11 protein-coding genes and 1 pseudogene are annotated in these 18,794 nt (G+C 73.8%); 8 read left to right on the forward strand and 4 right to left on the reverse strand.

The features are described from left to right. Nucleotides 1–192: 192 nt before the first annotated feature. Nucleotides 193–813, forward strand: coding sequence for an NAD(P)H:quinone oxidoreductase (wrbA, locus tag GA0070623_RS28140; protein ID WP_067308244.1), 621 nt, complete (start codon nucleotides 193–195; stop codon nucleotides 811–813). 95 nt (nucleotides 814–908) lie between these two features. Here the strand turns inward: wrbA and GA0070623_RS28145 are convergent, their stop codons facing one another. Then, on the reverse strand, nucleotides 909–2,828 hold the full coding sequence (locus GA0070623_RS28145) for an anthranilate synthase family protein (RefSeq protein WP_067308241.1): 1,920 nt from the start codon (nucleotides 2,826–2,828) through the stop codon (nucleotides 909–911). A 306-nt stretch (nucleotides 2,829–3,134) separates the two neighbouring features. Between GA0070623_RS28145 and GA0070623_RS28150 the strand changes: the two genes are divergently transcribed. The 3 genes from GA0070623_RS28150 (at nucleotide 3,135) to GA0070623_RS28160 (ending at nucleotide 7,567) form a co-directional block, all read left to right on the forward strand. Next, on the forward strand, nucleotides 3,135–4,562 hold the full coding sequence (locus GA0070623_RS28150; protein ID WP_067308238.1) for an FGGY family carbohydrate kinase: 1,428 nt from the start codon (nucleotides 3,135–3,137) through the stop codon (nucleotides 4,560–4,562). A gap of 69 nt (nucleotides 4,563–4,631) precedes the next feature. After that, a complete protein-coding gene (locus GA0070623_RS28155; protein WP_067308235.1) occupies nucleotides 4,632–7,148 on the forward strand; it encodes a sensor histidine kinase in 2,517 nt (838 codons plus the stop codon). Continuing rightward, nucleotides 7,148–7,567 carry a roadblock/LC7 domain-containing protein gene (locus GA0070623_RS28160; protein ID WP_067308232.1) on the forward strand — a complete coding sequence of 140 codons (420 nt, stop codon included), beginning with the start codon at nucleotides 7,148–7,150 and terminating at the stop codon, nucleotides 7,565–7,567. Before GA0070623_RS28155 ends, GA0070623_RS28160 begins: the two co-directional genes overlap by 1 nt. A 94-nt stretch (nucleotides 7,568–7,661) precedes the next feature. On the opposite strand, the gene GA0070623_RS28165 is transcribed toward GA0070623_RS28160, so the two are convergent. After that, nucleotides 7,662–9,152, reverse strand: a complete 1,491-nt coding sequence (locus GA0070623_RS28165; protein WP_067308229.1) for a GH1 family beta-glucosidase — start codon at nucleotides 9,150–9,152, stop codon at nucleotides 7,662–7,664. Between the two features lie 889 nt (nucleotides 9,153–10,041). Here GA0070623_RS28165 and GA0070623_RS28170 point away from each other — a divergent pair. Beyond that, nucleotides 10,042–12,948 (forward strand): glycoside hydrolase family 48 protein, encoded by a 2,907-nt coding sequence (locus tag GA0070623_RS28170; RefSeq protein ID WP_067308226.1) that lies wholly within the window; start codon nucleotides 10,042–10,044, stop codon nucleotides 12,946–12,948. Nucleotides 12,949–13,272: 324 nt separating this feature from the next. Here the strand turns inward: GA0070623_RS28170 and GA0070623_RS28175 are convergent, their stop codons facing one another. After that, nucleotides 13,273–13,908, reverse strand: coding sequence for a DUF3159 domain-containing protein (locus tag GA0070623_RS28175; protein WP_067308223.1), 636 nt, complete (start codon nucleotides 13,906–13,908; stop codon nucleotides 13,273–13,275). 452 nt (nucleotides 13,909–14,360) lie between these two features. Between GA0070623_RS28175 and GA0070623_RS28180 the strand changes: the two genes are divergently transcribed. After that, nucleotides 14,361–15,248 (forward strand): phosphatase PAP2 family protein, encoded by an 888-nt coding sequence (locus GA0070623_RS28180; RefSeq protein WP_067315912.1) that lies wholly within the window; start codon nucleotides 14,361–14,363, stop codon nucleotides 15,246–15,248. A 255-nt stretch (nucleotides 15,249–15,503) separates the two neighbouring features. Here the strand turns inward: GA0070623_RS28180 and GA0070623_RS28185 are convergent, their stop codons facing one another. Continuing rightward, a complete protein-coding gene (locus GA0070623_RS28185; protein WP_067314236.1) occupies nucleotides 15,504–16,718 on the reverse strand; it encodes a low temperature requirement protein A in 1,215 nt (404 codons plus the stop codon). A gap of 125 nt (nucleotides 16,719–16,843) precedes the next feature. Between GA0070623_RS28185 and GA0070623_RS28190 the strand changes: the two are divergent. Both GA0070623_RS28190 and GA0070623_RS28195 read left to right on the forward strand, forming a co-directional pair. Next, nucleotides 16,844–17,818: pseudogene (locus GA0070623_RS28190) on the forward strand (LLM class F420-dependent oxidoreductase); the annotation flags it as partial. Between the two features lie 121 nt (nucleotides 17,819–17,939). Continuing rightward, nucleotides 17,940–18,749, forward strand: coding sequence for an SDR family oxidoreductase (locus GA0070623_RS28195; protein WP_067314234.1), 810 nt, complete (start codon nucleotides 17,940–17,942; stop codon nucleotides 18,747–18,749). Nucleotides 18,750–18,794: the final 45 nt, after the last annotated feature.

The raw sequence follows: 18,794 nt of genomic DNA on the forward strand, positions 1-18,794 counted from the left end.
TTCCGTGCCGGCCGGCCGACGGACGCGTTCCCGGATGGAACTTGCGGAAATCTTGAGCTGCGTGCGGGGACTTTCCCGGCAGAGGGACGGCCGAGGCCCGGGACCTGCCCGGATCGTGCCGGGGCGCGACGTTTGAGCCGGCAAGGGCCGGGTAGTCGCCGGAGCTGACCCGAACCGAGGAGGACACAGACGATGGACGGCCAGGTCAAGGTAGCGGTGATCTACTACAGCGCCACCGGCATCACCTACCAGATGGCGCAGGCGGCCTGCGAGGCCGCCGGGGAGGCGGGAGCCGAGGTACGGCTGCGCAAGGTGCGCGAGCTGGCGCCGGACGAGGCGATCCGCTCCAACGCGGGCTGGCAGGCCCACCGGCTGGAGACCCAGGACGTGATGGAGGCCGAGATCGACGACCTGGCCTGGGCCGACGTGGTGATCTTCGGTTCGCCCACCCGGTACGGCATGATCGCCGCCCAGCTCAAGCAGTTCATCGACACCACCGGCCCGCTCTGGGCCAACGGCGCCCTGGCGGACAAGGTCTACAGCGCCTTCACCTCCACCGCCACCTCGCACGGGGGCCAGGAGTCGACCCTGCTGTCGCTGTTCACGATCTTCTACCACTGGGGTGGTGTGGTGGTCACCCCCGGCTACACCGACCCGAGCCAGTTCGTCGCCGGCAACCCGTACGGCGCGTCGCACACCAGCAACAACGGGGAGATCGCCCCGGACCACGTGGCGCTCGCCGCGACCGCGCTGACCGCCAAGCGGGCGGTACGCATCGGGGCCGGCGTCAAGCGCGGCCTCGCCGCCGGCTGAAGCCGTGCACCCGGCCCCGCCGGGTCGGGTCGGCCGGGTGACCGGTGTGCCGGGCGGAGGCCTGCTCCCCGCCCGGCACACCGGGTACCGCCGGGTCAGCCGTGCTCGGCGTCACCGTGCGCCGTCAGCGCCGGCCGGGCCAGCAGTTGCCCCAGCAGCTCCGCCAGGACCGCCATGCCGTCCCGGCTGAGCACCGACTCCGGGTGGAACTGCACCCCGGCGAAGGTCGCCCCGCGCAGCGCGTGCACCGACCCGTCCCGGGGATCGCGGGCCAGCTCCACCGGCCCGTACGGCGAACCGACCCGGTCGGTGGCCGACCGGGCGGTGAACGTCGAGTAGAAGCCCACCCGGCGCGGTACCCCGAACAGCGAGACATGCCGTTGCAGTCCCTGGTAGGGCGCGGCGCGGCGGTGCAGCGCCAACCCGAGTAGCCCGCTGAGCAGTTGGTGCCCCAGACACACCGCCAGGGTGGGTCGGCCCGCGTCGAGCCGACCGGCCAGCAGCCCGCGCAGCGCGGCCATCTTCGGCTCGTCGAGGGCACCCGGGTCGCCCGGCCCCGGACCGACCACCACCAGGTCGTATCCGTCGTCGTCGCCGCCGACGTGCCACGGGCGGACGTCCACCGCCAGGCCCAGGGCGCGCAGCTGGTGGGCCAGCATGCCGGTGAAGGTGTCCTCCCCGTCGACCACCAGCGCCCGCCGGCCGACCGCCCCGGGCAGCACCGCCGCGCCGGGGGCACGCTGGTCCAGCCAGAACCGGGCCAGCGGGGCGTTGCGGGCGGCGAGCACCGCCCGTACCTCGGGATCGTCGGCCCAGCGCACCGGCGGGTACGGGCCGGCGCCGGCCGCCTGCGGACCCAGCCCCAGCGCGGCCAGCACCCCGGCCGCCTTGGCGTGCGTCTCGGCGACCTCACCGGCGGCGGTGGAGTGCCGGACCAGGGTCGCCCCGACGGACACCCGCAGCCGCCCGGTGGGGGAGATCTCGGCGGTGCGGATCAGGATCGGCGCGTCCACCGTCTGCCGGCCCTCGGCGTCGCGGCCCAGCAGCGCCAGCACCCCGGAGTAGTAGCGCCGGCCGGTCCGTTCGTGCCGGGCGATCACCCGGCAGGCGTTCTGCATCGGGCTGCCGGTCACCGTCGGGGCGAACATCGTCTCCCGCAGCACCTCCCGGACGTCACGGGTGCCCCGGCCGGCCAGCAGGTACTCGGTGTGCGCCAGGTGCGCCATCTCCTTGAGGTACGGCCCGACCACCTGCCCGCCCTGCTCGGCGACCCCGGCCATCATCTTCAGCTCCTCGTCGAGGACCATGTACAGCTCCTCGACCTCCTTCGGGTCGTGCAGGAACCGCAGCAGCCCGTCCCGGTCGGCGGTCGTCCCGGTGTGTCGGAACGTGCCGCTGATCGGGTTCATCATCACCAGCCCGTCGTCGACGCTGACGTGCCGTTCCGGGCTCGCGCCGACCAGGATCCGGGTGCCGGTGTGCACCAGGAACGTCCAGTACGCGCCCCGCTCGTCGCGCAGCAGGCGGCCCAGCGCCGCCAGCGCGGCACCCAACGGGACACCCCGCACCGTGGCGTGCAGGGTGCGGTGGATGACGAAGTTGGCCCCCTCGCCCCGACCGATCTCCCCGGTCAGCACCCGCTCGACGATCCGGGCGTACTCGTCGTCGTCGACGTCGAACGCCGCGTCGTCGGTCACCACCGGCCCGGCCGGCAGGGCGGCGAGCAGGTCGGCCAGCGGCAGCTCGGCATGCCCGGTGACGGTCAGGTACTCCAGCGGGACGCCGTCGTCCACGCAGGCGAAACCCCGTTCCGCGATCTGCCGGTACGGCACCAGTGCCAGGGTCCGGGGGCCGGGGCCGCCCCCGGGCAGCGGCAGGTCGGCGAGCCGTTCGGCCACCCCCACCGGGCCGGTGAACAGGTCCACGTGGTCGACGCCCTCGCGGCGGACCAGGGCGAACGGGCCGGGATCACCGCCGTCGGCGACGGCGGCGAGCAGGTCGTGCAGGGTGTTCATCGGGTTCTCCTCCGGAGCTGGGCCGCCTCGTCGTCGGGCGGCCCCGGGTGCCGGGGAGAGAACCGTCGGCCGCCTCGTGGGGCGGCCGCGTGGGTGTCAGCTACGCGCGGGGGATGGCCGCCGGGTCGGCGGGCCACCAGCAGGTCAGGTGCGCGGGCATAGCCACACCCTAGGCGGCGGGCGGGCGGCGGGGAAGAGGCTTCCCACGTCGGCCCGGGCGGTGCCGGCGACCCGCCGGCGGGACCGGGCGACGCCGGTGGCCGATCGGGGCGTCGTCGGACCGACCGCCGGGTACCGTGACCCGCGATGAACATTCTCGCTCTCGACCTGGGCACCTCCTCGGTACGCGGACTCGTGCTCGACGCCGACGCCGATCCGCTGCCGGGAGCGTTGGCCCGCCGCAAGGTGCACCTGACCGTGGCCGAGGACGGGACGGGCACCCTGGACGCCGCCGCCTACCTCGCCGGTCTGACCGAGTGCCTGGACGAGTTGGCCGCCGCCGGTCACCTGCGCGACATCCGCCTGGTGGCGACCTGTGCACAGTGGCACTCGGTGGTGCCGCTGGACCGGGCCGGCGACCCGCTCGGCCCGGTACTGACCTGGTTGGACACCCGCCCCGCCGTACCGGCCGGGGTGGGTGGCCCGGCCGATCCGGCGGACTTCCACGGTCGTACCGGGGCGTGGTGGCACCGCTGCTACTGGTCGGTGCGGCTGCCCTGGCTGCGGGACCGGACGGCCGGGGTGGCCCGGTTCGCCGGCCTGGTCGAGTACGTCCTCGGCCAGCTGCTCGACAGCGCGCCCATGTCGGTGTCGATGGCCTCCGGCACCGGCCTGCTCGATCTGCGCCGGTTGGCCTGGGACGCCGAGGCGGTCGCGTTGGCCGGGGCACGGCCGGGTGAGCTGCCCGAACTGGCCCCGATGGACTGGCGCGGCCGGCTGCGCACCGGGTTCGCCCGACGCTGGCCGCAGCTCGCCGGGGCGGAGTGGACCGCCCCGGTCGGGGACGGTGCCGCCTCCAACGTCGGCTCGGGGTGCGTGGACCCCCGCCGGGCGGCGGTCACCGTCGGCACGTCGGCCGCGGTACGGCTGGTCCAGCGGGTTCCCGCCGGGACGGCGCTGCCGGCGCTGCCCGGTGCGCTGTGGCGCTACCGGGTGGACCACGAGTACGTGGTGACCGGCGCGGCGTACTCGTCCGGCGGGAACCTGTTCGCCTGGGCGAACCGGACGCTGCGGTTGCCCGAGGGGTCCGAGCTGGACGCGGCCCTGGACCGGCTGGCCCCGGACGGGGTGCTCGGGGCGAACCCGCGGCTGGGCGGGGACCGGCCGCCCGGGTCGGCCCCGGCCGGCTCCGGCGAGCTGCGGGGGCTCAGCTTCTCCACCGGTCCGGTGGACATCCTCGCCGGCCTGATGGCCGGACTGTGCCGGATGGTCGCCGACGACCTGGCCGTGCTGGAGTCCGGTGTCGACGCCCCGGTCGAGGTGGTGCTGGGCGGGGGAGCGGTGACCGCCTCGGCGTGGTGGCGTACCGCGTTCGCCGCCGCCCTCGCGCCGCGCCGGGTCCGGCACCGGGCCGAGCGGGAGATCGGGGCCACCGGTGCCGCGCTGGTCGCGCTGGGCCGGGTACCCGAGGCGGAGCGGCTCGGCGGCACCGGCCGTACGGAGGAGGACCCCTCACCGACCTCGGCCGTCGGGTCCGGCACGTCCGCCCGGTCGGATGCCCCGTCGACCCGTTGACACAGCTCCGGGGCCTGGTTGGATGGACCCGGCCCCCCGTCGTGGGGACGGGGGCCGAGGAGGCGAGACGTGGACGCAGGTCCCGACCCGACACCGAGCGCCCCGTCGCCGCCGGGTCGGAACCGGTTCGACGAGCGGGTGGTGCCGCACCGGCGGCGCTCGCCGCTGCGGCTGCGGGACTGGCGGATGCGTACCAAGCTCGCCACCGTCCTGGTCATCCCGTCGGTGGCCTTCCTGGTGCTGGCCGGGGTGCAGGCCGGCGGGCTGGTCGGGCGGACCACCGCGCTGAACGACTTCGCCCGGCAGGTCGGCATCGGACGGCAGATCACCGCGGCGGTGGACCGGCTCCAGCAGGAGCGGGACCGGACCGCCGGTGAGCTGGCCGCGTTGCGCCGCGCCGGCAACGCCGCCGACCGGGACGCGGCGACGCTCGCGCTGCGGCCCCTGCACGCGGCCACCGACACCGCCTTCGACGACCTGCGCACGGCGGCCGGGCCGCTGGCCGACTCCGACGCCGCCTGGCAGGTCGCCTACGCCGAGGCGCTGGAGGCGTACGACCAGGTGGTCCGGATCCGGACGGCGGTGCCGCCGGCGGTGTTGAGCAACGACACCATCCTCGGCAACTACCACCGGGCGGTGGAGTCGCTGCTCGGTCTGCTGGCCGAGCCGAGCCCGGGGCCGGACCGTCCGGAGCTGACCGAGGCGGTGCTGCGCTACGTGCAGCTCGCCCGGGTCAAGGAGCTGTCGTCGCGGATCCGGGGCCAGCTCTACGCCGCCGCCCGCGCCGGCCGGTACGGCCTGGAGGACCAGGTCAGCCTCAGTGACCTACGGGTCCAGCAGCTCGCCGCGCTGGGCGCGTTCCGGGTCGCCGCGAGCACCGGCCAGATCCAGGCGTACGACCGGACGTCCCGCGAGACGGCGTTCGTCGACGCGACCCGGCTGGAGGAGAAGAGCATCACCACCGGCGGCACCGCCCTGCCTCCGGTGCTGCCGGCGAACCAGTGGTGGACGGTCAGCGAGCAGCGGCAGAAGCTGCTGCGACAGGTGGAGACCCGGGTGCTCGACGACGCGGTGGTGCGGGCCGACGGGGTCAGTGCCGCCCAGTTGCGCACCACCCTGCTGGTGCTCGGCGGCATCGTGCTGGTGCTCGGCCTGGCGGTACTGCTGGCGGTGCTGGTCGGCCGGTCTATCGCGAACTCGATGCAGCGGCTGCGCGACCAGGCCCTGCGGATCGCCCAGGTGGAGCTGCCGCATGCCCTGGACCGGCTCCGCTCGGTCGACGGCGGGGTGCCGAAGATCGAGGTGCCGCCCGCGGTGGTCCGGTCGCTGGACGAGATCGGCGAGCTGGCCGAGGCGTTCGTGGCGGTGCACCGCAGCGCGGTCAGCGTGGCGGTGGAGCAGGCGGAGACCCGGCGCACCGTCAACGCGATGTTCGTGAACCTGGCCCGCCGCAGCCAGGTGCTGGTGGAACGGCAACTGGAGCTGTTGGACGACCTGGAGCGGGAGGAGGCCGACCCGGACCAGTTGGAGAACCTGTTCAAGTTGGACCACCTGGCCGCCCGGATGCGCCGGAACGACGAGAGCCTGCTGGTGCTCGCCGGCACCGAGTCGACCCGGCGGTGGAACCGGCCGGTGCGGTTGGGCGCGGTGCTGCTCGCGGCCAGCGCGGAGATCGAGCAGTACCAGCGGGTCCGGCACGAGGCGGTGGCCGACCTGTACGTGGTCGGGCACGCCGTCGGTGAGCTGGTGCACCTGATGGCGGAGCTGCTGGAGAACGCCACCGCCTTCTCCCGGCCGGACACCCCGGTCCGGGTGACCGCGCGGGCCGAGGACGGCGGGGCGGTGGTGGAGATCGCCGACGCCGGTCTCGGCATGAGTCCGACGGCCCTGGAGCAGGCCAACGCGGTGCTGGCGGCGCCACCGGCGGCGGACGTGGCCGCCGTGGAGCGGATGGGCCACTTCGTGGTCAGTCACCTGGCCGCCCGGCACGGTGTCGGGGTGCGGCTGGCCGCCGCGGGGCAGGGGCTGGTGGCCCGGATCGTGCTGCCGGCGGGCCTGCTGTCCGCACCGCCCGCACCGGAGGTGGACGCGTCGCCCGCGCCGCGGGCGCTCACCAGCACCGTCGTCAGCGGGCCGCCCCGGTGGCCGGGTCCGGCCCGACCGGCCGAGCTGCCGGTGGCGGGCCGCCGTCCGGACCGCTCGTCCGGGACGCCGTTGCGGGCCGTGGACGTGTTGACACCGTCCGTCCCGACCCCGGTCGACGCCGGTGGCGGCTGGTGGTCCCGGCAGGGTCCGGTGTCGTCGTCGCCGGTGTCGCTGGGGGAGAGCCTGCCCGCGCCGCCGGTCGTCCCGGTGACCGGGGGGACCAACGAGCGGGGCCTGCCGGTGCGGGTGCCGATGGCCCAGCTGACCACGGTGACCGAGCCGGCCCGTCCGCAGCCGACGCGGGTTCGGGAGGACCCGGATCCGGAGGCGGTGGGCGGGATGCTGTCGCGGCTGTACAGCGGCGTGCGCCGGGCCGAGGCCGAGGAGACCACCGAGTTGACGTTGCCGCCGGGTGTGCGGGGCGAAGGAGGACGACAGTGATGACACTGAGCCAGCAGGCGCGCGACCTGAGCTGGTTGGTCAACGCGTTCGCGGAGCGGGTGCCCGGGGTCGCGCACGCGGTGGTGGTGTCCTCGGACGGTCTGCTGGTGGCGCTCTCGGCGCAGCTGCCCCGGGACCACGCGGACAAGCTGGCGGCGGTGACGTCGGGGCTGATGAGCATCACGGCGGGCGCGGCCCAGATGTTCGACGGGGACGTCGTCAAGCAGACGGTGGTGGAGATGGGCCGGGGTTACTTCCTGGTCATGCAGATCCGCGACGGTTCCATCCTGGCCACCCTGGCCGGCGCGGAGGCGGACATCGGCGTGGTGGGCTACGAGATGGCCCGGCTGGCCAAGCAGGCCGGGGAGATGCTGACCCCGGCGCTGCGGGCGGAGCTCCAGCAGGCACTGCCCCGCTGAGCGGGCGCGGTCCGGGGTGCCGGGGTGCCGGGCCGGACCGCCCCCACGCGGTCCGGCCGTGCCGGTGGTGTCCGTCGGGTGCCGGCGGTCGACGCTACAGGCCGTTGTCCCGGATCACCTGGCGGTACCAGTGGGCGCTGCGCTTGAGGATCCGCCGCTGGGTGGGATAGTCCACGTAGACCAGTCCCCACCGCTGGTCGTACCCTTCGGCCCACTCGAAGTTGTCGAGCAGCGACCAGACGTGGTAGCTCTCCAGCGGTACGCCGTCGGCGACGGCCCGGTGGACGGCGGTCAGGTGGTCGCGGAGGAAGGCGATCCGGCCGGCGTCGTCGACCGTGCCGTCCGCGCCGAGGGTGTCCGGGCAGGGCAGGCCGTTCTCGGTGATGGTGATCGGGACCGGCCCGTAGTCGCGGGTGACCCGGGTCAGGATGTCGTACATGCCCTGCGGGTAGATCTGCTGCCAGTCCGCCTCGCTGGTGGGCCAGCGGGTGACGGTGTCGCCGGCGCCGTTCAGGTAGATCGGGGTGTAGTACTGCACGGCGAGCAGGTCCACCGGGCTGCCGATGACGGCCAGGTCACCGTCACGGACGGCGCGGACCATCCGGCTGTCCGGGCCGAGGTCGGCGAGCACGTCGGCCGGGTAGGCGCCGGTGAGGATGGAGTCCAGGTAGAGGCGGTTCTCGTACCCGTCGTGCAGGGTAGCCGCGGCGGCGGCGGCGGTGCTGTCGTCGGCCGGGTAGCACGGGTGCAGGTTGAGTGCCGGGCCGATCCGGGCGTCCAGGCCGGTGGCGCGCAGCGCGCGGACGGCGAGGCCGTGGGCGAGCTGGAGGTGGTGGGCGACCAGGTACGCGGCGTCGGTGTCCTGCCGGCCCGGGGCGTGGTGGCCCCAGAGGTAGCCGTTCTGCACCACGGTCTTCGGCTCGTTGATGGTCAGCCACACCGGCACCTGGTCGCCGAGGCCCCGGAAGACGGCGTCGGCGTAGTCGGCGAACCGGTGGGCGGTGTCCCGGTTCTCCCAGCCGCCGTGGTCCTGCAACGCCTGCGGCAGGTCCCAGTGGAAGAGGGTGACCATCGGGGTGATGCCGCGTTCGTGCAGCCCGTCGACGAGCCGCTTGTAGAAGTCGAGCCCACGCTGGTTGGGCTTGCCGGTGCCGTCGGCCTGGATCCGCGGCCAGGAGACGGAGAACCGGTAGCTGCGCAGCCCGAGGTCGCGCATCAGGTCCAGGTCGTCGGCCCAGCGGTGGTAGTGGTCGGCGGCCACGTCACCGGTGTCGCCGTTGCGGGTGCGGCCGGGGGTGTGGCTGAAGGTGTCCCAGACCGATTCGCCCCGGCCGTCCTCCTTGGCGGCACCCTCGATCTGGTAGGCCGAGGTGGCGGCGCCCCAGCCGAAGCCGGACGGGAAGCGCAGCCGCTCCCCGCTGGGGTCGGCGGTCGGTTCGCCACCCTTCGGCGCGTCGCAGCCGGCGAGGGCGCCGCTGGCCGCGGCCACGCCGGCGGCGCCGACGGCGGGGAGCCCGGCGCCGGCGGTGGCGGTGGCGGAGAGCGCGGCGCGGCGCAGCAGGCGCCGTCGGGTGAGTATCGACATGGATGTTTCTCCTCAGGGTGCGGGCCACCCCGACGGCCGGGAGCGCTCCCAGCGCGGGCGTGCGGCGGCCCGGCCGCCTCGGGGGCGGGTCGCCAGCCTAGAGGGCCGCGCGTGGGCGGCCGGGATGGGGAAGCGGGGGTGTGACGGGCGCCGTCGAGGGACGGTCGGCCCCACTGCCGAGGGCAGATAGCGATCGAGGCCGGCCGGGTGGCGTGTACGCCTGACCCGTCGGCCTCTTTTCCTGTCGAGTACGGGGGTTTAGTGTGGGGACGGGGGAGGGCAACCCCCGTCCCCACCTGTGTTGCACACACGCACGCTCGAATTGGCGTCCGACAGTGCGTGTCGCGCGGGAGCCGGGCCACGCGAGTGGCTCTGGTTCCACCTCCCTCCGTGGTGGTGGGATGTCGGCTGGCGACGGTGTCCGGGCTGGCCCGTCGTCAGCCGTTCGGGCTGAACCCCGTGGTCGGGCGACCACGGTTCGACCTTCATTTGTTGCATCTCCGTCGATGGAAGCGCTCCCATCGGCGATGCTGCGACTGTAACGCCCGTCACGGCTTTGTGAAAGCCCCTAAACGAGATCGAAACATCGACCTGCGTTTCGATACTGGTAGTTGTTGTGGGAGCGCTTCCATGGCACACTGTCGAATCAACGCAGCGGAGCCAAGCACGCGCGAGTGATGGGTCGCCGAGGGCATCCGGGTCTCCCGGACGGCACCCGAAGGGACGGCACGGCCGGTCGAGTGGCCGTACCCCGTCCCTGCCCCGGCCCACCGGCCGGACCGACCACCATTCCGGCGCCTCCGTCCCCCCGCGCACCCCTGTTTCCGCGCGTGGAGGTGCCTCCGCCGGGGCCCGCAGCCCCGGCCCGGTCCGAGGAGACACCGCGCACATGAGACTCATGGCAAGACGTCGCCGCACGGCGATGCTCGCCGCCACCGCACTCGCCATCGGCGGGGTGGGCCTGCCGGCCAGCGCGGCCCAGGCCGCGCCGGCCTGCGACGTGGTCTACGCCACCAACGACTGGGGCAGCGGCTTCACCGCGAACGTCACCATCAAGAACCTGGGTGACGCGCTCAGCAGCTGGTCGCTCAAGTGGACCTTCCCGAACAGCAGCCAGCGGGTCACCCAGGGCTGGTCGGCCAAGTGGAGCCAGAGCGGCAGCGAGGTCACCGCCACCAACGAGTCCTACAACGGCAACATCGGGACCGGGGGCTCCACCACCATCGGGTTCAACGGCTCCTACTCGGGCAGCAACCCGAAGCCGACGTCGTTCACCCTCAACGGCACCCCGTGCAACGGCACCCCGGCCAACCAGCCGCCGACGGTCTCCCTCGGCGTGCCCACCGGCCCGTTCACCGCGCCGGCCGACGTGCCGCTGACCGCCACCGCCAGCGACCCGGACGGGACGATCAGCAAGGTCGAGTTCTACCGCAACGGCCTGCTGGTCAACACCGACACCTCCGCGCCGTACGCGTACACGCTGACCTCGCTGCCGGCCGGCAGCTACACGGTCCAGGCCAAGGCGTACGACAACGCCAACGGCATCGGCGTGGCGGAGAAGTCGTTCACCGTCAGCCCCGCCACCGGCCCGGCGCTGGTCGCCACGCCCTCCGCGGTGAGCGTCAACGAGGGTGGCAGCACCACCTTCAACCTCAAGCTCAGCGCCGCGCCCTCGGGCAACGTGCCGGTCACCCTCACCCGTACCGGTGACAGCGACATCACGGTCTCGCCGTCCACCGTCACGCTCACCCCGAGCAACTGGAACACCGGGGTCACCGTCACGGTCGCCGCGGCGGAGGACACCGACACCGCCGGTGGCACCGCCACCATCACCGCGGCCGGCACCGGAGTCTCCTCGGTGGTGGTCACCGCCACCGAGATCGACAACGACACCCCCGGTGGGGACAACGCCTACGTGGCGAAGTTCCTCGACCAGTACGGCAAGATCAAGAACTCGGGCTACTTCAGCCCCGAGGGCGTGCCGTACCACTCGATCGAGACGCTGATCGTCGAGGCCCCCGACCACGGCCACGAGACCACCTCCGAGGCGTTCAGCTACTGGCTGTGGCTGGAGGCCTACTACGGCCGGGTCACCCAGAACTGGGCCCCGTTCAACAACGCCTGGACGGTGATGGAGAAGTACATCATCCCGTCGCACGCCGACCAGCCCACCGCTGGCGTCGCCGGCACCCCGCAGTACGCCGCCGAGTACAACCTGCCCAGCCAGTACCCGTCGGCGCTGAACGCCAGCGTCCCGGTCGGCCAGGACCCGCTGCGCTCGGAGCTGCAGTCCACCTACGGCACCGGCGACATCTACGGCATGCACTGGCTGATGGACGTCGACAACACCTACGGCTTCGGCCGCTGCGGCGACGGCACCACCAAGCCGGCGTACATCAACACCTTCCAGCGCGGCACCCAGGAGTCGGTCTGGGAGACCATCCCGCAGCCGTCCTGCGACACCTTCAAGCACGGCGGCCAGTACGGCTACCTCGACCTGTTCGTCAAGGACTCGGGCGCCCCGGCCAAGCAGTGGAAGTACACCAACGCCCCGGACGCCGACGCCCGCGCCGTGCAGGCCGCGTACTGGGCGCTGACCTGGGCCAAGGCGCAGGGCAAGCAGGCCGACGTCGCCGCCACCGTGGCCAAGGCCGCCAAGATGGGCGACTACCTGCGGTACGCGATGTACGACAAGTACTTCAAGAAGATCGGCAACTGCGTCGGGGCCAGCACCTGCCCCGCCGGCACCGGCAAGGACTCCGCGCACTACCTGCTGTCCTGGTACTACGCCTGGGGCGGCGCGTACGACGCCAGCGCGGGCTGGTCCTGGCGGATCGGTTCCAGCCACAGCCACTTCGGGTACCAGAACCCGTTCGCGGCCTGGGCGATGACCAACGTGAACGAGCTCAAGCCGAAGTCCCCGACCGCGGTCGGCGACTGGCAGAAGAGCCTCGACCGGCAGCTGGAGTTCTACACCTGGCTCCAGTCCGCCGAGGGCGGCATCGCCGGTGGTGCCACCAACAGCTGGGACGGTAGCTACGCCCAGCCGCCGTCGGGCACCGCCACCTTCTACGGCATGTACTACGACGTCGACCCGGTCTACAACGACCCGCCGTCGAACCAGTGGTTCGGTATGCAGGTCTGGTCGATGCAGCGTATCGCCGAGCTGTACCTGGAGACCGGCAACACGAAGGCCAAGGCGCTGCTCGACAAGTGGGTGCCGTGGGCGATCGCCAACACCAAGCTGGGCACCAACTGGTCGGTTCCGTCCGAGCTGAAGTGGACGGGTCAGCCCGCCAACTGGAACCCGAGCAGCCCGGCGGCCAACACCGGCCTGCACGTCGAGGTCAGCTCCACGGGCCAGGACGTCGGCGTCACCGGCTCCCTCGCCCGGACCCTGATCGCGTACGCGGCCAAGTCCGGCAACACGCAGGCCAAGACCACCGGCAAGGGTCTGCTGGACGCGCTCTCGGCGGCCAGCGACAGCAAGGGCGTCTCGACCACCGAGACGCGCGGCGACTACAAGCGGTTCGACGACGTGTACAACGCCGCCGACGGCCAGGGTCTCTACGTGCCGCCGGGCTGGACCGGGAAGATGCCCAACGGCGACACCATCGCCGCGGGCAAGAGCTTCCTGGACATCCGGTCGTTCTACAAGAACGACCCGGACTGGCCGAAGGTCGACGCGTACCTCAAGGGCGGCCCCGAGCCGACGTTCAACTACCACCGGTTCTGGGCCCAGTCCGACATCGCCATGGCGTACGCGGACTACGGGATGCTCTTCCCGAACGGCTGAGTTGACCCCACCGGGTGGGTGGCGCGGCGCCGCCCACCCGGAGGCCGACCGGGCCCGGGGGAGCGGACGCCCGGTCGGCGGGCGGCCTGATTCCCACGGTCAGGCCGGGGGTGGGTCGATCATCTGGCCGACGCAGCGGATCGGTCGGCCCACCCCACCATCCCCCACCCCGCCACGGCGGGAAAGCCGCGAAAAAAGAGGGCGCGCGGGATAACGCGACGCCGTATGACGGAGTACCGTGTTGATCGGAGAGGCCGCTCCCCCCGTGGCGGCCTCTCCGTTAACGTCTCCGGCCCCCTGGCCCTCCGGCCCCCTGGCAGTACCTCAGCCGGGTTCCACCGGGTGCCGCAGCCCCGGATGACCGGCCGGCAGCGAGCGGCGGATCACCACCCAGCTCACCGTCAGCGCCGCCGCCACCAGCGGCCAGGTCAACGCGACCCGGGCCACGGTCAACGCGAGCACCTGCCCGCCCAGCCACAGCGGCAGGAACACCGCCACCCGCACCACGTAGGTGGCCGCCCACACCCAACTGCCCCGCCCGTACGCCCGCAGCAGCGCCGGATCCCGCCGCCACCTGCCCCGCTGCCGCAACGCGGTCCCGACGACCACCCCGAGCAGCGGCCGGCGCACCACGATGCTGACCATCCAGGCCAGCGCGCTGGCGAGGTTCGACAGCAGCTGCACCGCGAAGAAGTCGACGGCCCGCCCGGTGCGCAGCGCCACCACTGCGGCCAGACAGACGGCCAGCAGTCCGACCAGCACCGCCCGGGGGCGGTCCCCGCGCCGCCACCGCCACAGCGCCACCGCCGTGCCGGCCAGTACGGCCGCGGCCACCCCGCCGACGACCGACCGTCCGGTCGCCAGCCAGCCGATCGTGAACGCCACCGGCGGCAGGGTCGCGTCGACCGCGCCACTGCGCCCGCCGAGCAGGCTGGCCAACGACTCCACCGACTCCGGCACCGCACCGGGCGGTGCCGCCGGCTCCCGCGCGGCCCCTGCATCGCCCGGCTTCCGCGTCGCCTCTGCGCCGTCCGGCTTCCGCGCGGCCCCTGCGCCGTCCGGCTCCCGCGCGGCCCCTGCATCGCCCGGCTTCCGCGTCGCCTCTGCGTCGTCCGGCTTCCGCGCTGGACCGTCCGGTGTGCGCCCCGGCCCCGGCTCCCGCGCTGCGCTGTCGGGTACCCGGGCTGACCCGTCCGGGGCCGGCGTGTCGCCGGGGGACCGGTCCGTCGACACCGGCCGCGCGGGCGCCACCGGCGCCGGTCGGTCCCGGGGCGGCCCCTCCCGCGCCGACTGCCGGGGCGGTCGTTCGTGCTGTGGTGAGCCGGTCACCGTCACCTCCCGTGGTCCGGAAGCCAAGTATCCGTACCGGATCGGCGACCCCGCGCGCGACGGGCCGGGCTTGCCGCTACGGTGTGCGGGTGCGAGCGACGGCAAGGGGTTGGACCGCGGTCTGGTTGGTCGTACTGGCGTTGGCCCAGACGGCCGCCTTCCTGCTGGTATGGCGGTTCGCGGTGCACACCGGCACCGGGCAGTGGCTCGACACGGTCGCGTTGACCGGCAACCGGATCGGCCAGGACCGCATCGACGGGCTGGTCAACCGGATCCTCAACGCCATGTCGGTGGTCTCCCTGCTGGCGGCCATGGTGGTGATCTTCTTCATCGCCCTGATCCGGGGCCGCAAGGCCCTCGCCATCTCGGCCACCCTGCTGATCGCCGGGGCGAACGTCACCACCCAGGTGCTCAAGTACGTCATCGACCGGCCGGCCCTCGGCATCGACCCGCAGCGTGACGCGGTCGGCAACAGCCTGCCCAGTGGACACACCACCATCGCCGCCTCGGTGGCGCTGGCGCTGATCCTGGTGCTGCCGGCCAAGGTGCGGGTGCTCGGGGCGTTCCTCGGGGTCGCGTACGCGGCCGTGGCCGGGGTGGCCACCCTCTCCGCCGGCTGGCACCGGCCCAGCGACGCGGTCGCCGCCTTCCTGGTGGTCGGGGTGTGGGCGGCGCTGGCCGGTCTGCTCCTGCTGATCTTCCAGCACGAGCAGGCGCAGGTCGCCCCGGACGACGCGCACAAGGTGGCCGCAGCCGTGCTCGGCATCGGCGGTCTGCTCGCCGTCCTCGGCTGCGGGCTGGCGCTGTCCGGCCTGCTCGACCAGCAGCAGGTGCCGGTGGACGAGCTGACCCGTCGCACCCTCTTCATCGGGTACGCCGGCAGCGCCGCCGGGATCGCCGGCACCATGGGCGTGGTGGCAGCACTGGTGCTGCTCTCCGTGCACCGCCTGGTCCCCCGCTGGAAGGGCTGACGCAGCCCCCACCCACCAGCGCCCCCACCCCCACCCCCACCCCCGCCCACCCACCCCGCCCACTCACCCACCACCGCCCCGGTGATCAAGAGGTTTACGTCAAGTTGATGATCAGACTTGACGTAAACCTCTTGATCACCGGGGGCAACATCACCGGGGGCAACATCACCGGGGGCAACATCACCGGGGGCAACAGCACCGGGGGCAACATCACCGGGGGCAACAGCACCGGGGGCGGGCGGGGGCGGGTGGGGGTTACAGGGGTGGGGCGGCGGGTTCCGGGGGGTGGCCGCGGGCGCGGTGGGCGTCGGCCGCCGCCACCATGCCGAGCACCACCGCCGCCACCGTGGCGGAGACCAGTGGGGCCACGTGCAGCAGTAGGGGGAAGAGCAGCACCAGGGCGGCCGCGGCGATCCAGCGGGACGGTGAGACCCGGCCGAAGACCTCGTACTCGAACCGGGCCCGGCCGAGCAGGAAGAGCACCGGGCCGCCCACCACCAGCACCACCCAGGCCGCCTCCGGGGCGGCGAGCGGATGCTCGATGGTCAGCTCGTAGCCGATCGCCGTGCCGACCAGCCCCACCACCATCACCAGGTGGGTGTCGGCAGCCGACCGACCGGTTTCCGACGGGTGCCGGGACCGCACCACCGCATCGGCGAGGATCTGCCCGGCCCGCTGCACGTAGATCCGCCACAGCAGCACCGAGGTCACCAACGCCACCGCGAACGCCCCGGTGCGGGCCGGGTCGAACGGTCCCGTGCTGTACGCCAGCCCACTCACCAGGATCGTCTCACCCAGCGCGACCAGGAAGAACTGCTGGTACCGCTCGGCCAGATGCTCCCCGGCGACGTCCCAACGGCTCGCCGTGGACCGGCCCAGCCCGGGCACCGGCCACCCGAACCGGACTGCCAGGTACTCGGCGAGCAGCGCCAGCGCCCAGCACACCCCCCGTGCGGTGGGCGGCAGGAACGCGCCCACCAGCCAGAGCACCCCCGTCGCACAGTAGGTGAGCAGCATGCGCAGCTTGAGCCGCCGGTACTCGTGACTGCGGAGGGCCACCAGCAGCAGCCCCGGGCGGAACACCTGCGTCACCACGTACGCCACCGCGAACGTCAGGCCGGCGGAGGTGAACGCGCGGGGGATCGCCACCCCCATCACCATGCTGCCGAACAGGGCGATGATCACCACGAGTTGGAGCCAGCCGTGGTGCGGGTCGTAACGGCTGGTGGTCCACGCCACGCCCTGCCAGATCGTCCAGAGCGCGAGCAGGAGCAGCAGCGTCTTGACGCCTCCGGTGACCGGTGACCAGCCGCTGGTGCCGCCGGGTTCGAGGGAGAGATCCTCGAAGGCGCGGAACGAGATGCGGGTGAGCGCGAAGACGAACACCAGGTCGAAGAAGAGTTCCAGGAAGGTCGCCCGCTGGGCCGATCCGGTAGGCCGCAGCGGGGCGGCCTGGTCGCCACCCGTCATGATCCTCGTCGTCCGCGGTCGGTCCGGTCCACCAGGGGTTCGTAGCATCCCGACCGCCCCCGCCGACGGTCAACGCGGCAATCCTGCCCTTGTTCCGTCGGGGGTGAGCGGGCACCATCGACCGGATGACGAACCGATGGGGCCTCACGGTGCCGCTGACCGGTGTCCCGCTCGCCGCGCACGCCGCCTGCTACGCGGCCGCCGAACGGGCCGGCTTCACCGACCTGTGGTCATCCGAGGTGAACGGCACCGACGCGTTCACCCCGCTGGCCCTGGCCGCCGCCTGGCAACCCGGCCTGCGGCTGGGCACCGCGATCACCCCCGCCTTCACCCGGGGGCCGGGCCTGTTGGCGATGAGCGCGGCGGCGCTGGCCGAGGCCGCCCCGGGCCGGTTCGCGCTGGGCATCGGCGCGTCCTCCCCGGTGGTGGTGGGGGACTGGAACGCGGTGCCCTACACCGAGCCGTTCCGGCGCACCCGGGACGTGCTGCGGTTCCTCAAGGCGGCCCTGCGGGGTGAGACCGTCGACGGGGCGTTCGACACCTTCCGGGTACGCCGGTTCACCCTGGAACGTCCGCCGGCCAGCCCGCCGCCGGTGCTGCTCGCGGCGCTGCGGCCGGGGATGCTGCGGCTCGCCGCCGCCGAGGCCGACGGGGTGATCCTCAACTGGCTGGCCGCCGACGACGTGCCCCGGGTCCGCGCCGAGCTGACCGGACACGGGCCGGACTTCGAGGTGGTCGCCCGGGTCTTCGTCTGCCCCACCGAGGACGTCGACCACGCCCGCGCCCTCGGCCGCCGGTTGATCACCAGCTACCTCACCGTGCCGGCGTACGCGGAGTTCCACCGCTGGCTCGGCCGGGAGCCGGCGCTCGGCCCGGTCTGGGCGGCCTGGGCCGCCGGTGACCGGCGGGCCGCCGCCGCGGCCGTCCCCGACGAGGTGGTCGACGCGCTGATCCTGCACGGCTCGCCGGAGCGCTGCCGCGACCAGGTCCGCCGCTACGCCGACGCCGGGGTGGACGTGCCGGTGCTGGCTCTGCTGCCCACCCCGGAACTGGCCGCCGGTGGGGCCGCCGCGCTGGGCGACCTGATCGCCCGGCTCGGACCGCCGCCGGCTCCGGGTGTGCCGCCGGCTCCGGGTGTGCCGCCGGCTCCGGGTGTGCCGCCGGCCGCCGGGAACGGGGCGGCGGCGGGGCGCACCGGGCAGCCGGCGGAACGGGGCTGAAATGAACCTGACCGACCGGGTGGTGGTGATCACCGGCGGAGCGGGTGGCATCGGGTCCGCGCTGGCCCGCCGCTTCGCCGCCGAGGGCGCCGCCGCCGTAGTCCTGGCCGACCTGGACCTGCGGGCGACCGTCGCGGTGGCCGAGACGGTCGGCCCGGCGGCCCGCGCGGTCGCCGTCGACGCCGCCGACGAGGGCCAGGTCCGCGACCTGGTGGCCGACACCGAGCGACGGTACGGCCGGATCGACCTCTTCTGCGCCAACGCGGGCGTGGCCACCGGCGGCGGTATCGAAGCCGCCGACGCCGACTGGGACCGGGCCTGGCGGGTCAACGTGCTGGCCCACGTGTACGCCGCCCGTGCCGTGCTGCCCGGCATGCTGGCCCGCGGCGGTGGCCACCTGATGCACACCTGCTCGGCGGCCGGTGTGCTCACCGCGGTCGGCGACGCCCCGTACACCGCCACCAAACACGCGGCGGTCGGGCTGGCCGAGTGGCTGGCGATCACCTACCGGGACCAGGGCATCCGGGTCAGTGCGCTCTGCCCGCAGGGGGTGGACACCCCGATGCTCGCCGACGGGTTGGGCAGCGGGCACCTGGCGGCCCGGGTGATCGCCGCCTCCGGCCCGGTGCTCACCGCCGACCAGGTCGCCGACGCGGCGGTCGCCGGGCTGGCCGAGGAGCGTTTCCTCATCCTGCCCCACCCGGAGGTCGCCCGGTACGCGCTGCGCCGCGCCGAGGACCCGGACGGCTGGCAGGCCGGCCTGCGCAAGCTGGTCCGCCGGCTGCGCGCTGCCGGCCCGCCCCCCGCGTAGTCGGCCCGCTCCCGGCTCCCGTGGTCGATCGGTGGTGCGCGGCGG

This window comes from Micromonospora rifamycinica, from assembly GCF_900090265.1.
GTDB classification, from domain to species: domain Bacteria; phylum Actinomycetota; class Actinomycetes; order Mycobacteriales; family Micromonosporaceae; genus Micromonospora; species Micromonospora rifamycinica.